This is a genomic window from Acuticoccus sp. I52.16.1 (assembly GCF_022865125.1).
Taxonomy (GTDB): domain Bacteria; phylum Pseudomonadota; class Alphaproteobacteria; order Rhizobiales; family Amorphaceae; genus Acuticoccus.
This window is the reverse complement of the sequence record NZ_CP094828.1, coordinates 4,942,443-4,961,945: the sequence shown is the minus strand read 5'-3', so window position 1 is coordinate 4,961,945 and position 19,503 is coordinate 4,942,443. Positions and strand designations below refer to the sequence as shown.

The window sequence follows — 19,503 nt, the reverse complement described above, 5'->3', positions numbered from 1 at the left end:
CTAAGGCCGGCGACCGCCTGCGGTCAAACATGATCGAACGCTGCGCGCGCGTGCCTCAGATTGGCGATGAGATCGGTCGCGATCAGCGCCGGGCCGACACGCTGGGCGAGATCTCCGTGGAGCCACACGCCCATCGCCGCGGCCTCGAACGGCGAGGCGCCCTGGGCGAGGAAGGCGGTGATCATGCCCGCCAGAACGTCCCCCGCCCCGGCCGTCGCGAGCCAGGGGGGCGCGTTCTCGGAGATGGCGGCGCGGCCGTCCGGCGCGGCGGTCACGGTGTCCGCCCCCTTCAGCACCACGGTGGCGCCGACCCGGGCGGCCGCCCGCCGCGCCGCTTCGAGCTTGCCCAGCCGCGGCAGCTCGTCCCGGCCGAACAGCCGCGCGAATTCGCCCGCGTGCGGGGTCAGCACCGCGCCGCGCCCACCCATCGCCGCGGCGAGCGCGTCGGCATCGTCGGCGAAGGCGGTCAGGGCGCCGGCGTCCAGCACCGCGGCGGCCTCGGAGGCGAGCGCCGCCGTGACCAGCTCGCGCGTCGCGACGTCGGGAGGGAGGCCGGGGCCGATGCACACCGCGTTGCGCCGCGTGTCGGCAAGCACCTCGGCGAGGCCCTCCGGCCCGTCGGCGCGGGTCAGCATCACGGCCGTCAGATGATTGGCGTTGACGAACAGCGCGTCGGGCGGCGAGGCGACGGTGACGAGCCCCGCCCCGGTCCGCAGCGCCGAGGCCGCCGCCATCCGCGCCGCCCCCGTGGCCGTCATCGGCCCCGACACCACCACCGCGTGGCCGCGATCGTACTTGTGGCCGGCCATCGCCAGGATCGGCCGCGCGCCGCGCCACAGCGCGGGCGTGTTGACGAAGGTCCGACAGCCGGCCGCTTCGATGATCGCGTCCGAAATGCCGATGTCGGCGACTTCGACCTCGCCGCACAGGTCGCGGCCCGGCAGCAGCAGGTGCCCCGGCCGCCGGCGCTGGAATGTGACGGTCCGGCGCGCCTCGATGGCGACGCCCCTCACCTCGCCGCTCGCCCCGTCGACCCCGCTGGGCACGTCGATCGCGACGACCTCCCGCGGGCGGGCGTTCACGCGGCGAACCACCTCGGCGAAGACCCCGTCGACCGCGCGCGACAGGCCGCCGCCGAAGAGCCCGTCGACCACCACCTCGGCGCGGTCGATCGTCTCGTCGTCCGCCGCCACGCGCGGGCCGTCGTAGACCGCGCGGGCCGCGGCCGCCGCGCCGTCCGGACGGTCGCCGGAGAGGTCGAGCACGGCGACGGCATGCCCGTCATCGAGCAGCTTATGAGCGGCGACGAACGCATCGCCGCCATTGTTCCCCGGTCCGGCGAGAACTAGGATCGGCGCACCGGCCGGGGCATGCTTGGCCACCACCTCGGCAACCGCGCATCCGGCCCGCTCCATGAGGGTTTCGAACGACGTCCCTTCCGCCACGGCCGCGCGGTCGCATGCACGCATCTCGTGCGGCGTCGGCAACTCAAAATCGTTGGAGACTTTCATGGGTGCACAAACGACGGGCAGTCCGCCTTCCAAATCAGCACTGGCGTTGCCCTTCTATGCGGCATCTGCTCGGAAACAGGACAATTCAAAGGTGGCGCCGTTGGCATGGTCCCTGCATCATCGCGCCAGTCCAGCGGGCCGGGTCGTCCGTCCGCCGCTGAGCGGGGTGTCATGAAGAAGATCGAAGCCATTATTAAGCCGTTCAAGTTGGACGAGGTGAAGGAGGCGCTGCAAGAAGTCGGGCTCCAAGGGATCACCGTCCTCGAAGCACGCGGGTTCGGCCGCCAGAAAGGCCACACCGAACTCTATCGCGGGGCCGAGTACGTCGTCGATTTCCTGCCTAAAGTGAAAATCGAGCTGATCGTTCCCGACAGCCTCCTGCCCGCCGCCGTCGACGCCATCCGCAATGCCGCTCAGACCGGCCGGATCGGAGACGGCAAGATCTTCGTCCTCCCCGTCGAGGACGCAATCCGCATCCGCACCGGTGAAATCGGTGAGGACGCCATCTAACCTGAGAAGCGCAAGAGAGAGAGCCCACTGCTAATGAGCACAGCGCAAGAAATCCTCAAGGACATCAAGGACAAGGACGTCAAGTACGTCGACCTGCGCTTCACCGATCCGCGAGGCAAGATGCAGCACGTCACGATGGATACGTCCATCGTCGACGAAGAGCTGTTTGCCGACGGCACCATGTTCGATGGTTCGTCCATCGCCGGCTGGAAGGCGATCAACGAGTCCGACATGATCCTCATGCCGGATCCGGAAACGGCCTACATCGACCCCTTCTTCGCCCAGACTACGATGGCTGTCGTGTGCGACATCCTCGAGCCGGGCACGGGCGAGGGTTACAACCGCGACCCGCGTTCCACGGCCAAGCGCGCCGAGGCCTACGTGAAGTCCGGCGGCTTCGGTGACACCATCACCATGGGCCCGGAAGCCGAGTTCTTCGTGTTCGACGACGTCCGCTTCGCGGCCGACCCGTACAACACCGGCTTCAAGCTCGACTCCACCGAGCTGCCGTCCAACATGGACACCGAGTACGAGACCGGCAACCTCGGCCACCGTCCGCGCACCAAGGGCGGCTACTTCCCCGTCCCGCCGGTCGACTCCTGCCAGGACATGCGCTCCGAGATGCTCTCGGTCATGGCCGAGATGGGCGTCGCCGTCGAGAAGCACCACCATGAGGTGGCCGCGGCCCAGCACGAGCTTGGTCTGAAGTTCCAGACCCTGACCAAGGTCGCGGACAACATGCAGATCTACAAGTACGTCGTTCACCAGGTGGCGAACGCATACGGCAAGACGGCGACGTTCATGCCGAAGCCCGTCTTCGGCGACAACGGCACCGGCATGCACGTCCATCAGTCGATCTGGAAGGACGGGCAGCCGACCTTCGCCGGCAACCTCTACGCCGACCTCAGCGAGAACTGCCTCTTCTACATCGGCGGTATCCTGAAGCACGCCAAGTCGCTGAACGCCTTCACCAACCCGTCGACCAACTCCTACAAGCGTCTGGTCCCGGGTTACGAGGCGCCGGTGCTGCTGGCCTACTCGGCGCGCAACCGCTCGGCCTCCTGCCGTATCCCCATCGCGTCCTCGCCGAAGGGCAAGCGCCTGGAGGTTCGCTTCCCGGATCCGGCCGCCAACCCGTACCTCGCCTATGCGGCGATGTGCATGGCCGGCCTCGACGGCATCAAGAACCGCATCCATCCGGGCGACCCGATGGACAAGGACCTCTACGACCTGCCGCCCGAGGAACTCGCCGGCATCCCGACCGTCTGCGGCTCGCTGCGTGAGGCGCTCGCTTCGGTCGACGCCGACCGCGACTACCTGAAGGCGGGCGGCGTGTTCGACGACGATCAGATCGATGCCTACATCGAGCTGAAGATGGAAGAGAACATGCGCTACGAGATGACCCCGCACCCGGTCGAGTTCGACATGTACTACTCCGTCTGATTCGCCGCGGGGCGTCCTCTCCGGTCGCCCCAAACGCCTCGGACAACCGGCCGGCCCATCCCCGATGGGCCGGCTTTTTCGTGTCCGCGGGCGGATCGTCCCTCCCGGCTGCGGCCCGGCCTCGTGCGGTCGCGCCGCGTGGGGGATCGCGGCTTGGAGGGGCGGCATCGGCGGCATAGTATCCGCGCCATGTACGCACGCTCCGGCCCGTCCTCGCCCTCGCCGACCCCTCCGTCGCCCTTCGCACCGCAGCGCGGCCTTGCCGTGCGTGCGCGATCGCCGGAGCGGCCGGCCCCGTGAGCGGCGTTCCCCACGGCGGCGACCTCGCGGACGCCGCCGCCCTCGCCGGCACGCCCGCCGATGACTGGCTCGACCTGTCCACCGGCATCAACCCTCACGCCTATCCGGCGACGATATCGCCGGGATCACTGGCGCGGCTGCCGCAGCGTGTCGCGCTCGACGCGCTGCTGGCCGCCGCCCGCGCCGCCTACGCCGTCCCGGCGGAGGCCGCCATCGTCGCCGCCCCCGGCACGCAGGCGCTGATCCAGTGGCTGCCGCACCTCCTGGCGCCCGAGCGCGTCACGATCCTGGCGCCGACCTACGCCGAGCATGCCGCCGCCTGGCGCCGGCGCGTCCCCACGGCCGAAGCGGACGGCTTGCCGCAGACGGGCCTCGCGGTCGTGGTGAACCCCAACAATCCGACGGGGACGGTCCTGCCGCGCGAGGCGATCGCCCAGGCCGCGGGACGGGCCCCTCGGGGCGGCGTCGGCGTCGTCGTCGACGAAGCGTTCGGCGACGTCGCACCCGCGACCAGCGTCGCCGGGATGCCGGGGACGCTGGTGCTGAAGAGCTTCGGCAAGTTCTTCGGCCTGGCGGGCGTGCGCCTCGGCTTCGCGATCGGCGCGCCGGAGGTGGTGCAGCCGCTGGCCGAGGCGCTCGGTCCCTGGGCCGTCGGCGGGCCGGCGCTGGAGATCGGCGCGGCCGCCCTCGCCGACCGGACCTGGATCGCGGCGATGCGCGCCCGGTTGGCGCACGAGCGTGCGGCGCTGGACGCGGTCCTCGCCGGCGCGGGGCTCGCGGTGATCGGCGGGACGGACCTCTTCCGGCTCGTCGCGACGCCGGACGCGGCCGGGCTGCACCGCGCCCTCGCCCGTCACGGCATCTGGACCCGCCGGTTCGAGACGGAGCCAGAGTGGCTGCGCTTCGGCCTGCCGGGCGCCGCGCTCCCCCGCCTCGCCGCCAGCCTCGCCGCCATCACCGCCGACGCCCGGCCGTGAGCCTCGCCGCCGTCCCGCTCGCACTGGCGCTGGATGCGGCCATCGGCGATCCGGCCGGGCTGTGGCGCCGCATCGGCCATCCGGTCACGTGGATGGGGGCGCTGCTGACCCGGCTCGAGGCGCGCCTCAACCGCGGCCGACGCCGTGACGGGGTCGTGGCCCTCGGCGCGCTGGTCGGGAGTTTCGCGGCCGGCGCCGCCGCCGTCTCGGCGCTGCTGCCGGACGGTGTCGTCGGCCTCCTCGCCGAAGCCGCAATCGCCTCCACCCTGATCGCCCAGCGCAGCCTGCACCAGCACGTCGCCGCCGTCGCCGCCGCGCCCGACCTCGCCGCCGCCCGGCACGCGGTCGCGCAGATCGTCGGCCGTGAGACCGCCGCCCTGGACGAGGCGGCCGTCGCCCGCGCCGCGCTGGAGACGCTGGGCGAGAACTGGTCGGACGGGGTGGTGGCGCCGGTCTTCTGGTTCGCCCTTGCCGGGCTGCCGGGGATCGTCGCCTACAAGGCGATCAATACGGCCGATTCGATGATCGGCCATCGCACGCCGCGCTACGAGAAATTCGGCTGGGCGGCGGCGCGGGTGGACGACGCGGCCAACCTCGTCCCGGCCCGTCTCGCGGCGGTGCTGATCGCGGCGGCGCGCCCGCACACCTTCCGCGCCTGGCGCACCGTCGCCGCCGGAGCGCGCGCCCACCTCTCCCCGAACGCCGGCTGGCCGGAGGCGGCGCTGGCGGTCGCGCTCGGCGTCGCCCTCGGCGGCCCGCGCCGCTACGGCGCACGCGTCGTGGAGGGGGTGCGTCTCAACCCCGGCGGCCGGCCCGCCCGCCGGCGGGACATCCGCCGCGGCCTGGCGTTGACTTCGGCGGCGGGACTGCTGCACGGCGCCGTCTACGTCGTCCTCGCGCTCCTCGCCTAGGTCCGGCCCCGGGCGAGCGCGAGCAGCCCGTCGACATCGAGTGCGGCGGCGACGTGTTCGGCCAGCGCGTCGAGGGTGTGGTCGACGTCCGCGTCGTAGGCGAGCGAGGCGGCGACGCCGAATCGGCCCAGCACGGCGGCGCGGAAGGCGTCGCTGGCGAAGAGGCCGTGCAGGTAGCACCCCATGACGCGCCCGCTCGGGGTGACCGCACCGTCCGCGCCCTCCTCCACATGCACCAGCGGCCGCGCGCGGTCCGGGCCGGTGGTGCGGCCCATGTGGATCTGGTAGCCGGCCACCGGGATACCCTCCAGGCCGGCCAGCGCGCAGGTGCCCTCGCTCTGGCGCGTCACCTTCGGCGCGGCGATCTCGGTCTCCACGTCGAGAAGGCCGAGGCCGGGGGTCTCCTCCGGCGGTCCCTCGTGTCCCGCCGGGTCCCGAATCACGCGTCCGAGGAGCTGGTAGCCGCCGCACAGGCCGATGATCATGCCGCCCCGCCGAGCGTGCGCGGCAAGGTCGATGTGCCATCCCGCGGCCCTCAGCGCCTTGGCGTCGGCGATGGTCGACTTCGAGCCCGGCAGGACGACGAGGTCGGCCTCCGGCATCGGCGCGCTGAGCGGTGCCAGGGTGAAGGCGACCCCCGGCTCCAGCCGCAGCGGATCGCAATCGTCGAAGTTGGAGATGTGCGGGGTGCGGGGCATGACGACGCGCAAGCCCGGCCGCACCGCGTTCGTCGGCAGGCCGAGCGTGTCCTCGGCCGGGAGCGCCTCGGCCGCCGCGAACCAGGGGACGACGCCGAAGGAGCGCCAGCCGGTGCGCTCCGTGATTGCGGTGAGGCCGCCGTCGAACAGGCGCACGTCGCCCCGGAATTTGTTGACGATGTAGCCCGCCACCATCGCCCGGTCCGCCGGGTCCAGCACCGCCGCGGTGCCGACGAGGTTGGCGATCACCCCGCCGCGGGCGATGTCGGCCGCCAGCACGACCGGCACCCGCTCCGCCCGCGCAAAGCCCATGTTGGCGATATCGTCGGCGCGCAGGTTGATCTCCGCCGGGCTCCCCGCCCCCTCGACGATGACGATGTCCGCCCCGTCGCAGACCCGCGCGAAGCTGTCACGCACCGCGGGCATAAGGCTGGGCTTGAGGTCGGCATAGGCACCGGCGCTGGCGCTCTGCCACAACCGTCCCTGGACCACCACCTGCGCCCCCGTCTCCGACTGTGGCTTCAAGAGCACAGGGTTCAGATGAACTGTTGGAGCGATGCGTGCGGCCCGCGCCTGCAACATCTGCGCCCGGCCGATCTCGCCGCCGTCGGGCGTCGCCGCCGCGTTGTTCGACATGTTCTGTGATTTGAATGGCTTAGCGACCAACCCGCGGTGATGAAAGTGCCGGCACAGGCCCGCCACCAGGAGCGATTTGCCCACATCCGAGCCCGTCCCCTGCACCATGATCGCGGCAGTGGCGGGTTTTCGCAGACCGCTCTGCTTCATTTCCCATTCATCCGCCGGCACTCTAGTCGAGAGGGCCGGAAGGCGTTCGGATTCAGGCGGATCAACTTGGAGTATAGCATGAGAAAGATCCTTATCGCGGTGGCGCTGGCCGCCGGTCTCGCGGGTTGCAACGCGAACAACTCGGGCGATCGCGCGCTGGTCGGCGGTGCGCTGGGCGCGGCGACGGGTGCGGGTATCGCGGCGATCGCGGGCGGTGGCGCCGGTGCCGTGGTCGCGAGCTCGGTCGTGGGTGGTGCCGGTGGCGCGCTCGTCGGCGCCGCGACGACGCCCAAGTGCGTCAACCAGTACAACGAGCCGGTGCAGTGCCCCTGAGGCACCGCCCGTCTGGCGCGGCCGGGGCCACCTGACCCCACGCGCGCCTCGCGATCACCACGCCGCCACGCCCCACGGGGTCATGGCTGCGTGATCCGCCCGCGACGTCGGACGACCCCGGCGCGCGGAAGGCGGACGACCGGGCCGCCATCCCCCGGGCCCGCGGCTAGAACTCGATCCCCGCCTGCGGCTTCACGCCCGAGCGGAACGGGTGCTTCACCTGCGTCATCTCGGTGACGAGGTCGGCGATCTCGATCAGCTCGTCCTTGGCGTTTCGGCCGGTGATGATGACGTGGACGTCCTCCGGCTTCTCGTCGCGCAGGAAGGCGACGACGTCCTCGAGGTCGATGTAGTCGTAGCGCAGGACGATGTTCAGCTCGTCCAGCAGCACCATCCGGTACTCGCCCGAGCGGATCATCTCCTTGGCCATCTCCCACGCGCCGGTCGCGGCGGCGATGTCGCGCTGGCGGTCCTGCGTCTCCCAGGTGAACCCCTCCCCCATGCGCCGCACGGTGACGAGGTCGGCAAAGCGGTCGAGGACGCGCTTTTCGCCCGTCTCGATCCGGCCCTTGATGAACTGCACGACGCCGACCTTCATGCCGTGCCCCACGGCGCGCATCACCATGCCGAAGGCCGCGGTCGACTTGCCCTTCCCCTTGCCGGTGTGGACGACGATGAGGCCCTTCTCGATCGTCTTGGTGGCGAGGATCTTGTCCCGCGCCTCCTTCTTCTTGCGCATCTTCTCGGCGTGGCGGGCGTCGAGGTCGCGTTCGTCCATAGTGCACTCCATCCGGCTGCCGTGCCGGCGGGCGCACCATAGACGAAGCGTCGGAGGTTGAGCGAGGGCCTCAGCCGGTCGCGGCGTAGCGCGCGCCGCCCGCCGTCTCGTTCCCGGAACGGGCGGGCGCGCGGTCGTCGTCCGGGTTCTCTTTAGCGAGGAGCGCGACCAGCTCGTCGTAGGGGACGGCCTTGGAGTAGTAGAACCCTTGCAGGAAGCGGCCGCCCATCTTCGTGATCATGCTCACCTGCTCGGCCGTCTCCACCCCCTCGACGATCAGCCGCAGCGACAGGGTGCGCGCCACGTCGATGATGCCGCGCAGCACCTTCTGCTTGCCGCCGTCGGTCTCGATACCGTCGACGAAGCGGCGGTCGACCTTCAGCTCGGAGATCGGCAGCGTGGAGATGTGGATCAGCGAGGCGTAGCCGGTGCCGAAATCGTCCAGCGAGAAGTTGATGCCCTGGGCGTTGGCGGCGTGGATCTCCTCGGTCAGCTTGCCGCTGGGGTCGTCCAGCACCACCCCCTCGGTGATCTCGACGGTGATCGGCGCGCCTTCCGCGCCCATGGTGGCGATCTGGCTGCCGATGCGTTTCAGGAAGCTCTCGCGCAGCAGCTCGCCCGCCGATGCGTTGACCGCGAGCGCCAGCTTCTCGGTGCGGCCGCGGTTGATCTGCGCCATCTCGACGATCGCACGGTCGGCGACCGCGAGGCCGATCTGCACGCCGAGCTCGTGGTCGGCCAGAGCGCAGGAAAAATCCGACGCGGTGCGAACGGCGCCGGTGTCGTCGATCCATCGCGCCAGCGCCTCGACGCCGACGATGCGCCCGCTCGCGATGTCGATCTGCGGTTGGTAGAAGGGCACGATCGCGCCGACCTTGATGGCCTTTCGCGCCGCGACCATCATCTCCGCCCGCTCCTGCTGCGCCTGGCCGAAGCTGGGGTCGTAGAGTGCCAAGGCCGAGCAGCTCTCCTCCTTCATGCGGTAGAGGGCGAGGTCCGCCGCGCAGGTGAGGTCATGCTCGTTGAGGGCGTGCTCGGGCGCCAGCGCCGCCCCGGCCGACAGGTTCACCAGCACCGTCTGCTCGTCCCAGGTGAGGTAGATGTCGAGATTGGCGCGCAGGCGATCCAGCACCGCCTCCAGCGCCTCCATCGATTCGACGTCCTCCAGCAGGATCGAGAACTCGTCCCCCCCGGTGCGGGCGACGGTGTCGTTGGTGCGCACGGTCTTCTTCAGCCGCTCGGCGACGAGGCACAGCAGGCGGTCCCCGGCGGCGTGGCCGAGCGTGTCGTTCACCTGCTTGAAATCGTCGACGTCGACCAGGACGAGGCAGACGTAGTTGCTGGTGCGCTTGCGCCGCTCGAGCGCGGTGTGGAAGCGGTCGGCGAAGAGGGCACGGTTGGGAAGCCGCGTCAGCGCGTCGTGGTTGGCGGTCCACCAGAGCCGCTCGTTGGCCTCGTGCGCGGCGGTGACGTCCTGCAGCACGCCGGCGAGGCGCTCGGTGCCGCTGTCGTCGGGGGTCTGGCGCTGGGCGATGACGCGCACCGTGCGGCGCCGGCCGGCCGCGGTCTCGATCGGCATCGTGACGTCGAGCGGGTCGGACGAGACGGCGGCCGACAGGAGCAACTTCTCGAGCTGCTTGTCGTACGGCGGGACGAAGTAGTGCAGCGCCTGGCTGACGCTGGGCATCGCCTCGCCGGGCGAGCGGTCGTGGATGCGGAACATCTCGTCCGACCAGAACATCGAGCCGGAGATGAGGTCGCACTCCCACACGCCGATATTGGCGGTCCGCTCCAGATGGTCGAACATGAGGATGTAGCGCTTGAGGTCCGAGCGGTAGCGCTGGGTGAGCGCGTTCTCGGCGACCTGGCGCTTGGCGGCGTTGACGAAGCGGGCGACGCGCCGCGGATCGAGCCCGCGCTGCGGCACGAAGACGAGGAAGGCGAGCCGGCGCCCGCCCCCGACCATCGGCAGCATGATGACCGCGTTCCACGGCGCCTCGAACGGCAGCGAGGCGCCCGCCAGCGGCAGGCCGAGGTCCTCGAGGTCGGCGGCGTCGACCGGGTCGAGGTCGCACGCCATCCGCACGACCTGCTCGCGGATCGTCATGGCATCGTCGCTGCACCCGATGACGGTGGGTGCGGGGGTGAGATCCACCAGGGTCACCGGCCCGGAATCGAGCGCGAGCTGGGCCATGCCGGCCAGGTGATCGAACGGTTGCGCGCGCCCCAGTTTGGTCAATGCGGCGTTGAAATACTTCAACATGTCACGCGCCCCAATGGCTGATCAGTCTGGCGAAAGGTATGTGAAATCGCAGGTGTCGGGCTTGCATCGAGCCGTCGTCGGACGTGCATGGAGGGACCTGCCGGGCAAATGGCCGTGTCTCCCTCCATGGTCGGCATGGGTCTTTTCCTCCATCAGCCTCGCGGCGGGGCCCGGCGGACGGCGGCTGCGGCCTGCGCGATCGGAACCCCGGTCCCGGCCGCCAGGTAGCCGCCGTCGACCGACAGGGTCTGCCCGCTGACGTAGCCCGAATCGGGGCTGGCGAAGAACGACACGGCGTTGGCGGTCTCGTCCTCCTCGCCGTAGCGCGCCATCGGAATGGTCCTGGCATAGTCGGCGCGCATCTCGGCGGTGTGGGCATCACGCGACATGGGCGTGTCCACCGGGCCGGGCGAGACCGAGTTGGCGGTGATGCCGTAGGGCCCCAGCTCCAGCGCGAGCTGCTTCATCAGGTGGATCGAGGCGGCCTTCGACGTCCCGTAGGCGGTGCGGCCGAAGCCGGCACGCATCCCCGCGATCGACGCGATCATGACGAAGCGGCCCGCCAGCCCCTCGTTGACGAGGTCGCGCGCGGCGAGCTGGTAGACGGTGAAGCCGCCCAGGAGGTTGACCTCGATCGACTTGGCGAAGGTGGCGAGGTCGACGTCGAGGAAGGGGGCGATCGGGGCGACGCCGGCGCAATGCACGACGATGCCGGTCGGACCCATCGCGTCGCGCACGGTGCGGTAGGCGTTGACGAGTTCGGCGGTGTTGGAGACGTCCGCGGTGAGGCCCATGCCGCCCGGCAGCTCGCCGGCCCGCTCGGCCGTCTCGGCGCCGATGTCGACGATGGCGACGCGGTTGCCGTCGGCGGCGAGGCGGCGGGCCACCGCGAAGCCCAGCGCGCCCGCCCCGCCGGTCACGATCGCGGTGCGCGGCAGGACGCCGGGCCGCACGTGGATGGCGCCGTTGCCGATCATGCGGCGCGCCCGTGACGGCGTGAGCAAGGCGAGCCGGACCCCATCGACGCAGCATGTCCGATCCAAGGAATAAACACGTAGGCAAGCACGATCGTGGTGGTCCTTTCAGGAGAGGAGCATGCCGGATCCGGTGGCATGGGGCGCGGCTGATCGAGGTGGCGCCTCCCGCACCGCTGGTGCCTTCGTCGGGCCGCACCGCCCCGATCACGGTGCAACCAACGTGACGGAACGGTGGCGACGGGGTCAAGAACTAAAGCCGTCTTACCGCGTCCGCCGGCCTTTACAGCACCATAATCGCGATCGCGCCTGCATAAATGATCAACATCAATGCGCTCTCAAATCCTATGTTTGCCACACCGTGTTCTTCGCGCCGGATCAGTCCGAGGAGCAGGACCGCCGTCATCAACAGCCCGACCAGCGCCCAGAACAGGCTCGCCTGATCGATCGCGTGGTAGATCGACCCGTCGCGGTAGGCGACGTCGGCGGCCGAGAGGAACAGGACGTCGAACACGTTGCCGCCGATGATGCCGCCGACGGCGAGCTGCAACGCCCCGTGGCGCACCGCCGCCACCGTCGTCACCAGCTCCGGCAGCGAGGTCGCGACGGCGGTGAACAGCGTGCCGACGACTGTCTCGCCCACTCCGGTCTCGTCGGCGATGACGATGCCGGAGCGTGCCACCGCGAAGCCCGCCGCGCCGATCACCGCGGCAAGGGCCATGAACGCGGCGAAGAGCTGCCACAGGGGGCGCGTGTCGTGCTCGTCCTCCGGCTGGTCGCGGCGGGTCTTGCTGGTGAGGGTCGGTTGCCACATCGGGTTGTCGCGGTCCCGCCCGGCCATGCGCAGGCCGGCGACGTAGGCCACCAGCAGCGCCACCGTCGCCGGGTGGACGCCGAGCACGGTGGTCGCCGGCGTATCTGCCGCCACCAGCGGGATCGCCAGCATCAGGATCAGCAGCGTCGCCTGGGTGAGGTTGGCCACGGAGGCGGCGGCGTGCTCCAGGTTGGCCCGGCGGTAGGCCATGTCGGCGATGGCGAGGAAGGCTGTCTGCGCCGCGATGCCGCCCAGCGCGTTGGACGCCGCGAGGTCGACGTTGCCGCTCGACGCCGCGACCACCGACGTCACCGTGCCCGGGATGGATGTGGTGGCGCCCAGGAGGACGGCACCGGCCATCGCCTCGCCGAGCCGGGTACGGTCGGCCAACCGATCGGCCAGGTGCGACAGGCGCGAGCCGGCGACGGCGATGACCGCGGCGGAGAAGGCGAAGACGGCGATTGCCGTGGTGACTGATAATACAAACATATTGTAGGAAGCTGGAGGCTCGAGCCGGTGGTCCCTTGTCGATTGCGTCAAGGCGGGCACATCTGTTCGAGACCCACCGCGCCCGAACGACGCGGCAACATGCATCAAGCTCGACGCCGGGCCCGCGGGACGGACCTTCGATGCACCGAGCGACACAGGACGGAGGCCTCATGGCGATCGCAACAATCAACCCCGCGACCGGCGAAACGTTGCAAACTTTCGCGGCGCATACCGACGCGGAGGTCGACGCCAAGCTCGCCGCCGCCGTCGAGGCGTTCGATCGCTGGCGCCTCGTTCCCATCGCCGAGCGCGCCGCGATGCTCAACACCGTCGCCGACGTCCTCACCCGCGACCGCGACGCCCTCGCCCGCCTCGCCACCCTCGAGATGGGCAAGACGCTGGCCTCTTCGTTGGCCGAGGTCGACAAGTGCGCCTTCGTCTGCCGCCACTATGCCGAGAAGGCCGAGCAATATCTCGCCGACGAGCCGATCGCCTCGAACGCGTCCAAGAGCTGGGTCAGCTACCAGCCGCTGGGGCCGGTGCTGGCGGTGATGCCGTGGAACTTCCCCTACTGGCAGGTCTTCCGCTTCGCCGCGCCGGCGACCGCGGCCGGCAATGTCGGCCTGTTGAAGCACGCGTCCAACGTGCCCCAGGTCGCGCTCGCCATCGAGAAGATCTTCAAGGAGGCCGGCTATCCCGACGGCGTCTTCCAGACGCTGCTGATCGGCGGCTCCAAGGTCGAGCGGGTGCTGCGGGACGATCGCGTTCAGGCCGCCACGCTGACCGGTTCGGAGCCGGCGGGCATGTCCGTCGGCAAGATCGCCGGCGAGGAGATCAAGCACGTGGTCCTGGAGCTGGGCGGCTCGGACGCCTTCATCGTCATGCCGTCCGCCGATGTCGAGAAGGCGGCGACCACGGCGGTGACCGCACGCATGATCAACAACGGCCAGTCCTGCATCGCGGCCAAGCGCTTCATCGTCCACGCCGACGTCTACGACGCGTTCGCGCAGGCGTTCGTCGCCGGGATGGAGGCCCACGTCATGGGCGACCCGATGGAGGAGGCGACCACCCTCGGCCCCCTCGCCACCGAGGCGATCCGCGACGAGCTGGCCGACCAGGTCGACGCCTCCGTGCGCGAGGGCGCCACGGTGCTGACCGGCGGCAAGAAGGTCGACGGCAAGGGCTGGTTCTACGCGCCGACCGTGCTCGCCGACCTCCCGGACGACAGTCCGGCCCGCAAGGAGGAGATGTTCGGTCCCGCCGCGATGCTCTTCAAGGTGACCTCGCTCGACGAGGCGATCGCCGTCGCCAACGAGACGCGCTTCGGCCTCGGTTCCGCCGCCTTCACCAACGACGAGGCGGAGATGGCCCGCTTCGGGCGCGACCTCGACGCCGGCTGCGTCTTCATCAACACGATGGTCGCCTCCGACCCGCGTCTGCCTTTCGGCGGGGTGAAGAAGTCGGGTGTCGGTCGCGAGCTCGCAGGGCACGGCATCCGCGAATTCGTGAACGTAAAGACGATCGCCATCGCCTGAACGAAAAGGCCGGGGGTCGCCCCCGGCCTCGCTCGCGGCCAACTCGGCAGCCCGGCCCCCGTCCGGCCCTCGCCCCGTCCCGCGGTCAGCTCGGGGCGAGATCCTTCAGGCAGCTGCCGAGCCAACGCTCGATCCGGGTGCGCTCCACGACCGCGGCGAGGCTGCGGTGGCGCTCCCGGCGCTCCCCTCGTGACATGGTGCGCGCGGCGGTGATGGCGGCGGCCATCTCGTCGAGATCGTGCGGATCGACGATCAGCGCGTCGACCATCTCCTCCGCCGCCCCGGCATATTTCGACAGGACGAGCACGCCCGGATCGTGCGGGTCCTGCGCGGCGACGAACTCCTTGGCGACGAGATTCATGCCGTCGGCGAGCGGGGTCACCATGGCGATGTCCGCGTTGGCGAGCATGTGGGCGACGCCCACCCGGTCGAGCGGCCGCGTCAGCAGCGTCAGCGGGCTCGACGCCAGGTCCCCGAACGCGCCGACGATGCGGCCGGTGATGCGCTCCACCTCGGTGCGCACCGCCGCATAGGCCGCGACCGCCTCCCGCGACGGGGGCGCGATCTGGGTGAAGAGGGTCGACCCCGCACGGCTGCGGTCGCCCTCGAGGTGGCGCTCGTAGGCAAGCAGGCGGTTGGGAATGCCCTTGGAGTAGTCCAGCCGGTCGACGCCGATCAGCTTGGTCCGACCGGCCGCGCGCGCCAGATAGGCCTCGACCTCGGCCGGCCGCGCCGTCTCGAGGCTGCGGCGGATTTCCGCCGGCTGCGTGCCGATCGGTTTGACCGTGATGTGCACGCTTCCCCCGCAAGCGTCGACCCGCAGGCCGCCGCGGCTGGTGCGGATGGTCCCCTCGGCGGTCGCGGCCATGCACTCGGCCAGCCGCGCGGCGTCGCGGCGGGTCTGCACGGCGATGGTGTCGAACGCGGTCAGCGCGCGCACGATGGTGCGGGCCTCGGCCAGTCGGCGGAAGACGTCGAGGGGGGGACAGGGAATATGGATGAAGAGGCCGATGGTTCCGGCAAGTCCGCGCGCCCGCAGCGCCTCGGCGAGGATGAGGAAGTGGTAGTCGTGGACCCAGATGGTGTCGCCGGGTTGCGCCGCCTCGGCGACGGCGTCGGCGAACTCGGCGTTGACCGTGCGGTAGGCGGCGAAGTCGCCGGGCGTGCGCTCGGCGAGGTCCGGGCGGGAGTGGAACAGCGGCCACAGCACGCTGTTGGCGTAGCCCTCGTAGTAGCGGTGATAGGTGTCTTCGGCGATGTCGACGAGGCCGAAGGTGATGTCCCCGTCGCGCTCGATCTCCAGATCGGATCCGGGACGGGCGAAGTCGCCGGACCAGCCGATCCACATCCCGTTGCTACCGCGCAGCGCTTCGGACAGCGCCTGGGCGAGGCCGCCGGGGGACGCCCCCTTGGCCGGCCGCGAGATCCTGTTCGATACGGCGATCAACCGCCCCTCGAACGTTGCCGGAACCACCGGTTGCGCGGGCAATTCCCCCCGCGCCTGGTCGAGCCACAACATAGTCCATGCCCAACGCGTTTCTGCTTTGTCGCAAAGGAAACGTCCCAGGGCGGGGTTCGGTTGCCGATTTAATGTGCGTTAAAGTCCGACTGCTTTCTTTCGCGCCGCCGTCAGACTCTGCCGCACATCCTCGATCCCCGCCCAGGGGTCGTCCCCGGCGATGTCTCCCACATGCACCGGCTGCGGGACCTGGAGCTTGTCGAGCGCGTCCCAGCCGACGGGCAGCGAGAACGGCGCCCCCTCGCGCGAGCGCACCGAGTAGGGCGCGACGGCCGAGGACTTGGTGTCGTTGCGCAGGTAGTCGAGGAAGATGCGGCCGGTGCGCTTGGACTTGGTCATCTTGGTGAGGAAGCGGTCCGGCTCGGCCGTCGCCAGCTCCTCCGCGAGCGCGCGCGTCCAGGCTTTGGCCTCGTCCCACGGCGTGCGCCGTTCGATCGGGACGACGACGTGGAGCCCCTTGCCGCCGGTCGTCTTGACGAACGAGACGAGGTCGAGCCGGGCGAGGCGGTCGCGCACGGTGTGGGCGGCGTCCTTGATCGCCTCGAAGGGGACGCCATCGCCCGGGTCGAGGTCGAAGACGAGGCGGTCGGGCTTGTCCGGCCGGTCGGCACGGGCGCCGCGCAGGTGGATCTCCAGGACGCCCAGCTGCACCAGCTCCATGATGTCGGCCGGCTGCTCGACGACGATGGCGGCCCCGTCCGCCTCGCCGATGTCGCGCCGCATGCGCTCCGGCATCCCCTCCGGGTGGCGCTGGTAGAAGCATTTCTTCGCCCGCCCCTGCGGGCAGCGCACCAGTGTCAGCGGCCGCCCTGCGACATGGGGAAGCATCCGCTCCATATGCGCCGCATAGTGCTGGGCGAGGGCCAGCTTGGTCACTCCCTGCTCGGGAAAGAGCATCTTGTCCGGATGGCTCAGCGTCACGCCGTAGGTCTCGACGTCCTGCGGGCGCAGGCCGAGGGGCGTCGGCCCACTCGCCCGCTCGGCGCGCGCGGGCGTCTTGGTCGGCGCGGCCGGCGGATCGGTGGCGCGGTCGGTCTCGGTGTCGGGGTGGTCGGACGGGAGGGCGACGTCGTGCGGGTCCATCTCGGTGAGCCCCTTGTAGGACGGATGCCGCAGCAGTCCGTCGTCGGTCATGGCGAGGTAGGCGACCTGCGCGACGAGGTCGGGCCGGACGAAGTGATGCCCCTTCCCCTCCAGCTTCCGCGAAAACGGCGACGACTTGCGCCCCCGCTCCCGCAGCTCGGCCAGGAGCCGGGTCGCCTCGCTGCGGTTGAAGCCGGTGCCGACGCGGCCGACGGGGACGAGCTTGTCCCCTTGATACGCGCCGAGGAGGAGCGCGCCGAGGCCGTGCGCGCCGCCCTCGGTATAGCCGCCGACGACCAGGGGGGCGGCGCGCACGGCGCGGACCTTCACCCAGCTCTCGTGCCGGCCGGAGCGGTATCGGCTGCCGGCGCGTTTGGCGATGATCCCTTCCAGCCCGTTCGCCTCCGCCTGCCGGTAGAGGGCCGCCTGCTTGCCGGTCGCGACGTGGTCGCCGTAGACGATCGGCCGGTGGCGCCGGGTCAATAGCGATTGCAGCTCGGCCTTGCGCGCCTCGATCGGCCGGTCGCGCCAGTCCTCGCCGTCGAGGAAGAGGAGATCGAACGCCACATAGGCGGCCTCGACGGCGCCGGCGGCGCGGAAGGCGCGCTGTAGACGTCCGAAGCTGGTGCGCCCGTCCTCGTCGAAGACGACGAGTTCGCCGTCCAGCACGAGGTCGCGCTCGGCGAGCGGTCGGGCGGCGGCGGCAATGTCGGGAAAACGGTGGGTCCAGTCCTTCTCGCCGCGGGTGAGGATCGTCACCGCACCGTTCGCCGCGCGCAGGATACCGCGGTATCCGTCGTACTTGACCTCCGCGATCCAATCGCCCGCGGGCGGCGTGGACCGGCTGGCGCACAGGGCCGGGGCGACGAAGGCCGGCACCCCCTCGCCGCTCTCGCCCTTGGCAGCGGCGCGTCCCGCCGCGGACCGCCGCTTGGCTTTCGCGGTCGGCTTTGCCGGCGCCGCGAGGGGCTTCAGCGCGGCGTCGGGCTGGTCGTCGGCCGGGCGGTCGGAGTGCCACACGCTGTCGGACCCGGCGATCTGCGCCATCGTGCGGCCGGTGGCGACGCTCTTGGCCGCGGCGGTCACGTCGACGCTCTCGCTCGCCGCCGCGTCGCGCGTCTTGATGAGGAGCCACTGCGGCGGGCGGCCCTTTTCGGCCTTCATCCGCTGCAGGTGCCAGCGGCCCTTCAATCGTTCGCCGTGGAGGTCGAACGTCAGCGCCCCGGCCTTCAGCCCCTCGTGGACGTCCTTGTCGTCGGCCATCGCCCAGGTGCCGCGGTCCCACAGCATCACCGTGCCGCCGCCATACTCCCCCGCCGGGATAGTCCCCTCGAAGCCGCCATAATCCAGCGGGTGATCCTCCGTCTCCACCGCGAGGCGCTTGTCGCCGGGGTCGAGGCTGGGCCCGCGGGTGACGGCCCACGACTTGAGGACGCCGTCGACCTCGAGCCGGAAGTCGTAGTGCAGCCGCCGGGCATCGTGCTTCTGCACCACGAACGACAGGCCGCCCGAGCGCCGGAACCGCTTCGCGGGGGCAGGCTCCGGCGTGACCGAGAAATCGCGCTTGTCGCGATAGCGCTGCAGGGTATCGGCCACTTAGGCGCTCTTCTTCTGCCGCGCCCCCGCGGTCGACTTCGCGGACGACTTTGCGCCGGAGGACTTGGTCGCGCCGCTCTTGCGGGTGGACGCGGCCGATGGCTTGGCGGACGACTTGCGCGCAGCGGTGGCCTTGGCGCTAGCGGCGCGGGGGCGCCGGGTGCCCGCCTCGCCCCCCTCCTCGCCCTTGCCGCCTTTGCCGCCCTTATCGTCGAGGCTCGCCTTCAGCGCGTCCATCAGGTTGATGACGTTGGAGGATTTGCTCTTGGCGGATTTCGGCGGCGCGGTGTCCTTGCCCTTCAGCTTGGCGTTGATGAGCGCGCGCAGCTCGGCCTGATAGTGGTCGACGAAGGTGTCCGGATCGAACGAGCCGGAGCGCGCCGCGATCAGCGTTTCGGCCATGTCCACCTGATCCTTGGAGACCTTTACGTTCTCGATATCCTCGAAATAGGCGTTCGATTCGCGCACCTCGTCGGCGAACCGCAGCGTCTCCAGCAGCATCCCGTCGCCGCACGCCTGGATGGCGACGATCCGCTCGCGCTTGGCCAGCACGATCTGCCCCAGCGCGACCTTCTTCGAGGCGCGCAGCGCGTCGCGGATGGTGACGAACGCCTCGGTCGCCATGTCACCGTCCGGCGCCACGAAATAGGGCTTGTCGAAGTAGATCGGGTCGATCTCCTTCAGATCGACGAAGCGGGAGAGGTCGATGGTGTGTTTGGATTCGACCTCGATCGACTCCAGCTCCTCCTCCGTGACCGGCACATATTTGTCCCGGTCGTATTCGTAGCCCATGACGATGTCGTCGCGTTCGACCGGTCCCTCGTCCGGCACCACGTTCTGCATGCGCACGCGCTCGTGCGTGTCCTTGTGGATGCGGTGCAGGGAAATTCGCTCGGTCGACGTCGTGGCCGCATAGAGGCGGACCGGGAACGAGACCAGTGCGAGGCGGACGTGACCCTTCCAATATGCGCGCGGGGCCATGG

The 19,503-nt window shown here is 70.5% G+C and carries 15 protein-coding genes; 6 read left to right on the top strand and 9 right to left on the bottom strand.

All coding sequences use genetic code 11. From position 1 onward, the window contains the following. Positions 1 to 23 precede the first annotated feature (23 nt). Positions 24 to 1,469, bottom strand: a complete 1,446-nt coding sequence (locus MRB58_RS22160; RefSeq protein WP_244779274.1) for an NAD(P)H-hydrate dehydratase — start codon at positions 1,467 to 1,469, stop codon at positions 24 to 26. Between the two features lie 213 nt (positions 1,470 to 1,682). On the opposite strand from MRB58_RS22160, the gene MRB58_RS22155 reads away from it, so the two are divergent. From MRB58_RS22155 to cbiB, 4 genes are all read left to right on the top strand, one after another. Then, positions 1,683 to 2,021 carry a P-II family nitrogen regulator gene (locus MRB58_RS22155; RefSeq protein ID WP_111346413.1) on the top strand — a complete coding sequence of 113 codons (339 nt, stop codon included), beginning with the start codon at positions 1,683 to 1,685 and terminating at the stop codon, positions 2,019 to 2,021. Between the two features lie 33 nt (positions 2,022 to 2,054). Beyond that, on the top strand, positions 2,055 to 3,464 hold the full coding sequence (gene glnA, locus MRB58_RS22150) for a type I glutamate--ammonia ligase (RefSeq protein ID WP_244779273.1): 1,410 nt from the start codon (positions 2,055 to 2,057) through the stop codon (positions 3,462 to 3,464). Between the two features lie 296 nt (positions 3,465 to 3,760). Further along, positions 3,761 to 4,741 (top strand): threonine-phosphate decarboxylase CobD, encoded by a 981-nt coding sequence (cobD, locus tag MRB58_RS22145; protein ID WP_244779271.1) that lies wholly within the window; start codon positions 3,761 to 3,763, stop codon positions 4,739 to 4,741. Then, positions 4,738 to 5,652 carry an adenosylcobinamide-phosphate synthase CbiB gene (gene cbiB / locus MRB58_RS22140; RefSeq protein ID WP_244779270.1) on the top strand — a complete coding sequence of 305 codons (915 nt, stop codon included), beginning with the start codon at positions 4,738 to 4,740 and terminating at the stop codon, positions 5,650 to 5,652. Before cobD ends, cbiB begins: the two co-directional genes overlap by 4 nt. Here the strand turns inward: cbiB and MRB58_RS22135 are convergent. Beyond that, complete coding sequence (locus MRB58_RS22135; RefSeq protein WP_244779268.1) at positions 5,649 to 7,136, bottom strand: cobyric acid synthase; 1,488 nt, start codon at positions 7,134 to 7,136, stop codon at positions 5,649 to 5,651. The two genes, cbiB and MRB58_RS22135, sit on opposite strands and share 4 nt — an antisense overlap. A 78-nt stretch (positions 7,137 to 7,214) precedes the next feature. Here MRB58_RS22135 and MRB58_RS22130 point away from each other — a divergent pair, with 78 nt between their 5' ends. Continuing rightward, the gene (locus MRB58_RS22130) at positions 7,215 to 7,469 is read left to right on the top strand and encodes a hypothetical protein (protein WP_244779266.1); all 255 of its coding nucleotides are present in this window, start codon (positions 7,215 to 7,217) and stop codon (positions 7,467 to 7,469) included. A 166-nt stretch (positions 7,470 to 7,635) separates the two neighbouring features. Here MRB58_RS22130 and cobO read toward each other — a convergent pair whose 3' ends face one another. From cobO to MRB58_RS22110, 4 genes are all read right to left on the bottom strand, one after another. After that, a complete protein-coding gene (gene cobO, locus MRB58_RS22125; RefSeq protein ID WP_244779264.1) occupies positions 7,636 to 8,247 on the bottom strand; it encodes a cob(I)yrinic acid a,c-diamide adenosyltransferase in 612 nt (203 codons plus the stop codon). 70 nt (positions 8,248 to 8,317) lie between these two features. Continuing rightward, a complete protein-coding gene (locus MRB58_RS22120; protein WP_244779263.1) occupies positions 8,318 to 10,510 on the bottom strand; it encodes a bifunctional diguanylate cyclase/phosphodiesterase in 2,193 nt (730 codons plus the stop codon). Positions 10,511 to 10,662: 152 nt separating this feature from the next. Next, positions 10,663 to 11,487 (bottom strand): SDR family NAD(P)-dependent oxidoreductase, encoded by an 825-nt coding sequence (locus tag MRB58_RS22115; protein WP_244779262.1) that lies wholly within the window; start codon positions 11,485 to 11,487, stop codon positions 10,663 to 10,665. Between the two features lie 280 nt (positions 11,488 to 11,767). Next, positions 11,768 to 12,787, bottom strand: coding sequence for a sodium:calcium antiporter (locus MRB58_RS22110; protein WP_244779261.1), 1,020 nt, complete (start codon positions 12,785 to 12,787; stop codon positions 11,768 to 11,770). A 170-nt stretch (positions 12,788 to 12,957) separates the two neighbouring features. Between MRB58_RS22110 and MRB58_RS22105 the strand changes: the two genes are divergently transcribed. After that, a complete protein-coding gene (locus MRB58_RS22105; RefSeq protein ID WP_244779260.1) occupies positions 12,958 to 14,322 on the top strand; it encodes an NAD-dependent succinate-semialdehyde dehydrogenase in 1,365 nt (454 codons plus the stop codon). 85 nt (positions 14,323 to 14,407) lie between these two features. On the opposite strand, the gene MRB58_RS22100 is transcribed toward MRB58_RS22105, so the two are convergent. From MRB58_RS22100 to MRB58_RS22090, 3 genes are all read right to left on the bottom strand, one after another. Continuing rightward, on the bottom strand, positions 14,408 to 15,769 hold the full coding sequence (locus MRB58_RS22100; protein WP_244779259.1) for a trehalose-6-phosphate synthase: 1,362 nt from the start codon (positions 15,767 to 15,769) through the stop codon (positions 14,408 to 14,410). Positions 15,770 to 15,919: 150 nt separating this feature from the next. Then, positions 15,920 to 18,520, bottom strand: coding sequence for a DNA ligase D (gene ligD / locus MRB58_RS22095; RefSeq protein WP_244779258.1), 2,601 nt, complete (start codon positions 18,518 to 18,520; stop codon positions 15,920 to 15,922). Beyond that, complete coding sequence (locus tag MRB58_RS22090; protein ID WP_244779256.1) at positions 18,521 to 19,501, bottom strand: Ku protein; 981 nt, start codon at positions 19,499 to 19,501, stop codon at positions 18,521 to 18,523. It abuts the gene before it with no gap. Between the last annotated feature and the right edge of the window lie 2 nt (positions 19,502 to 19,503).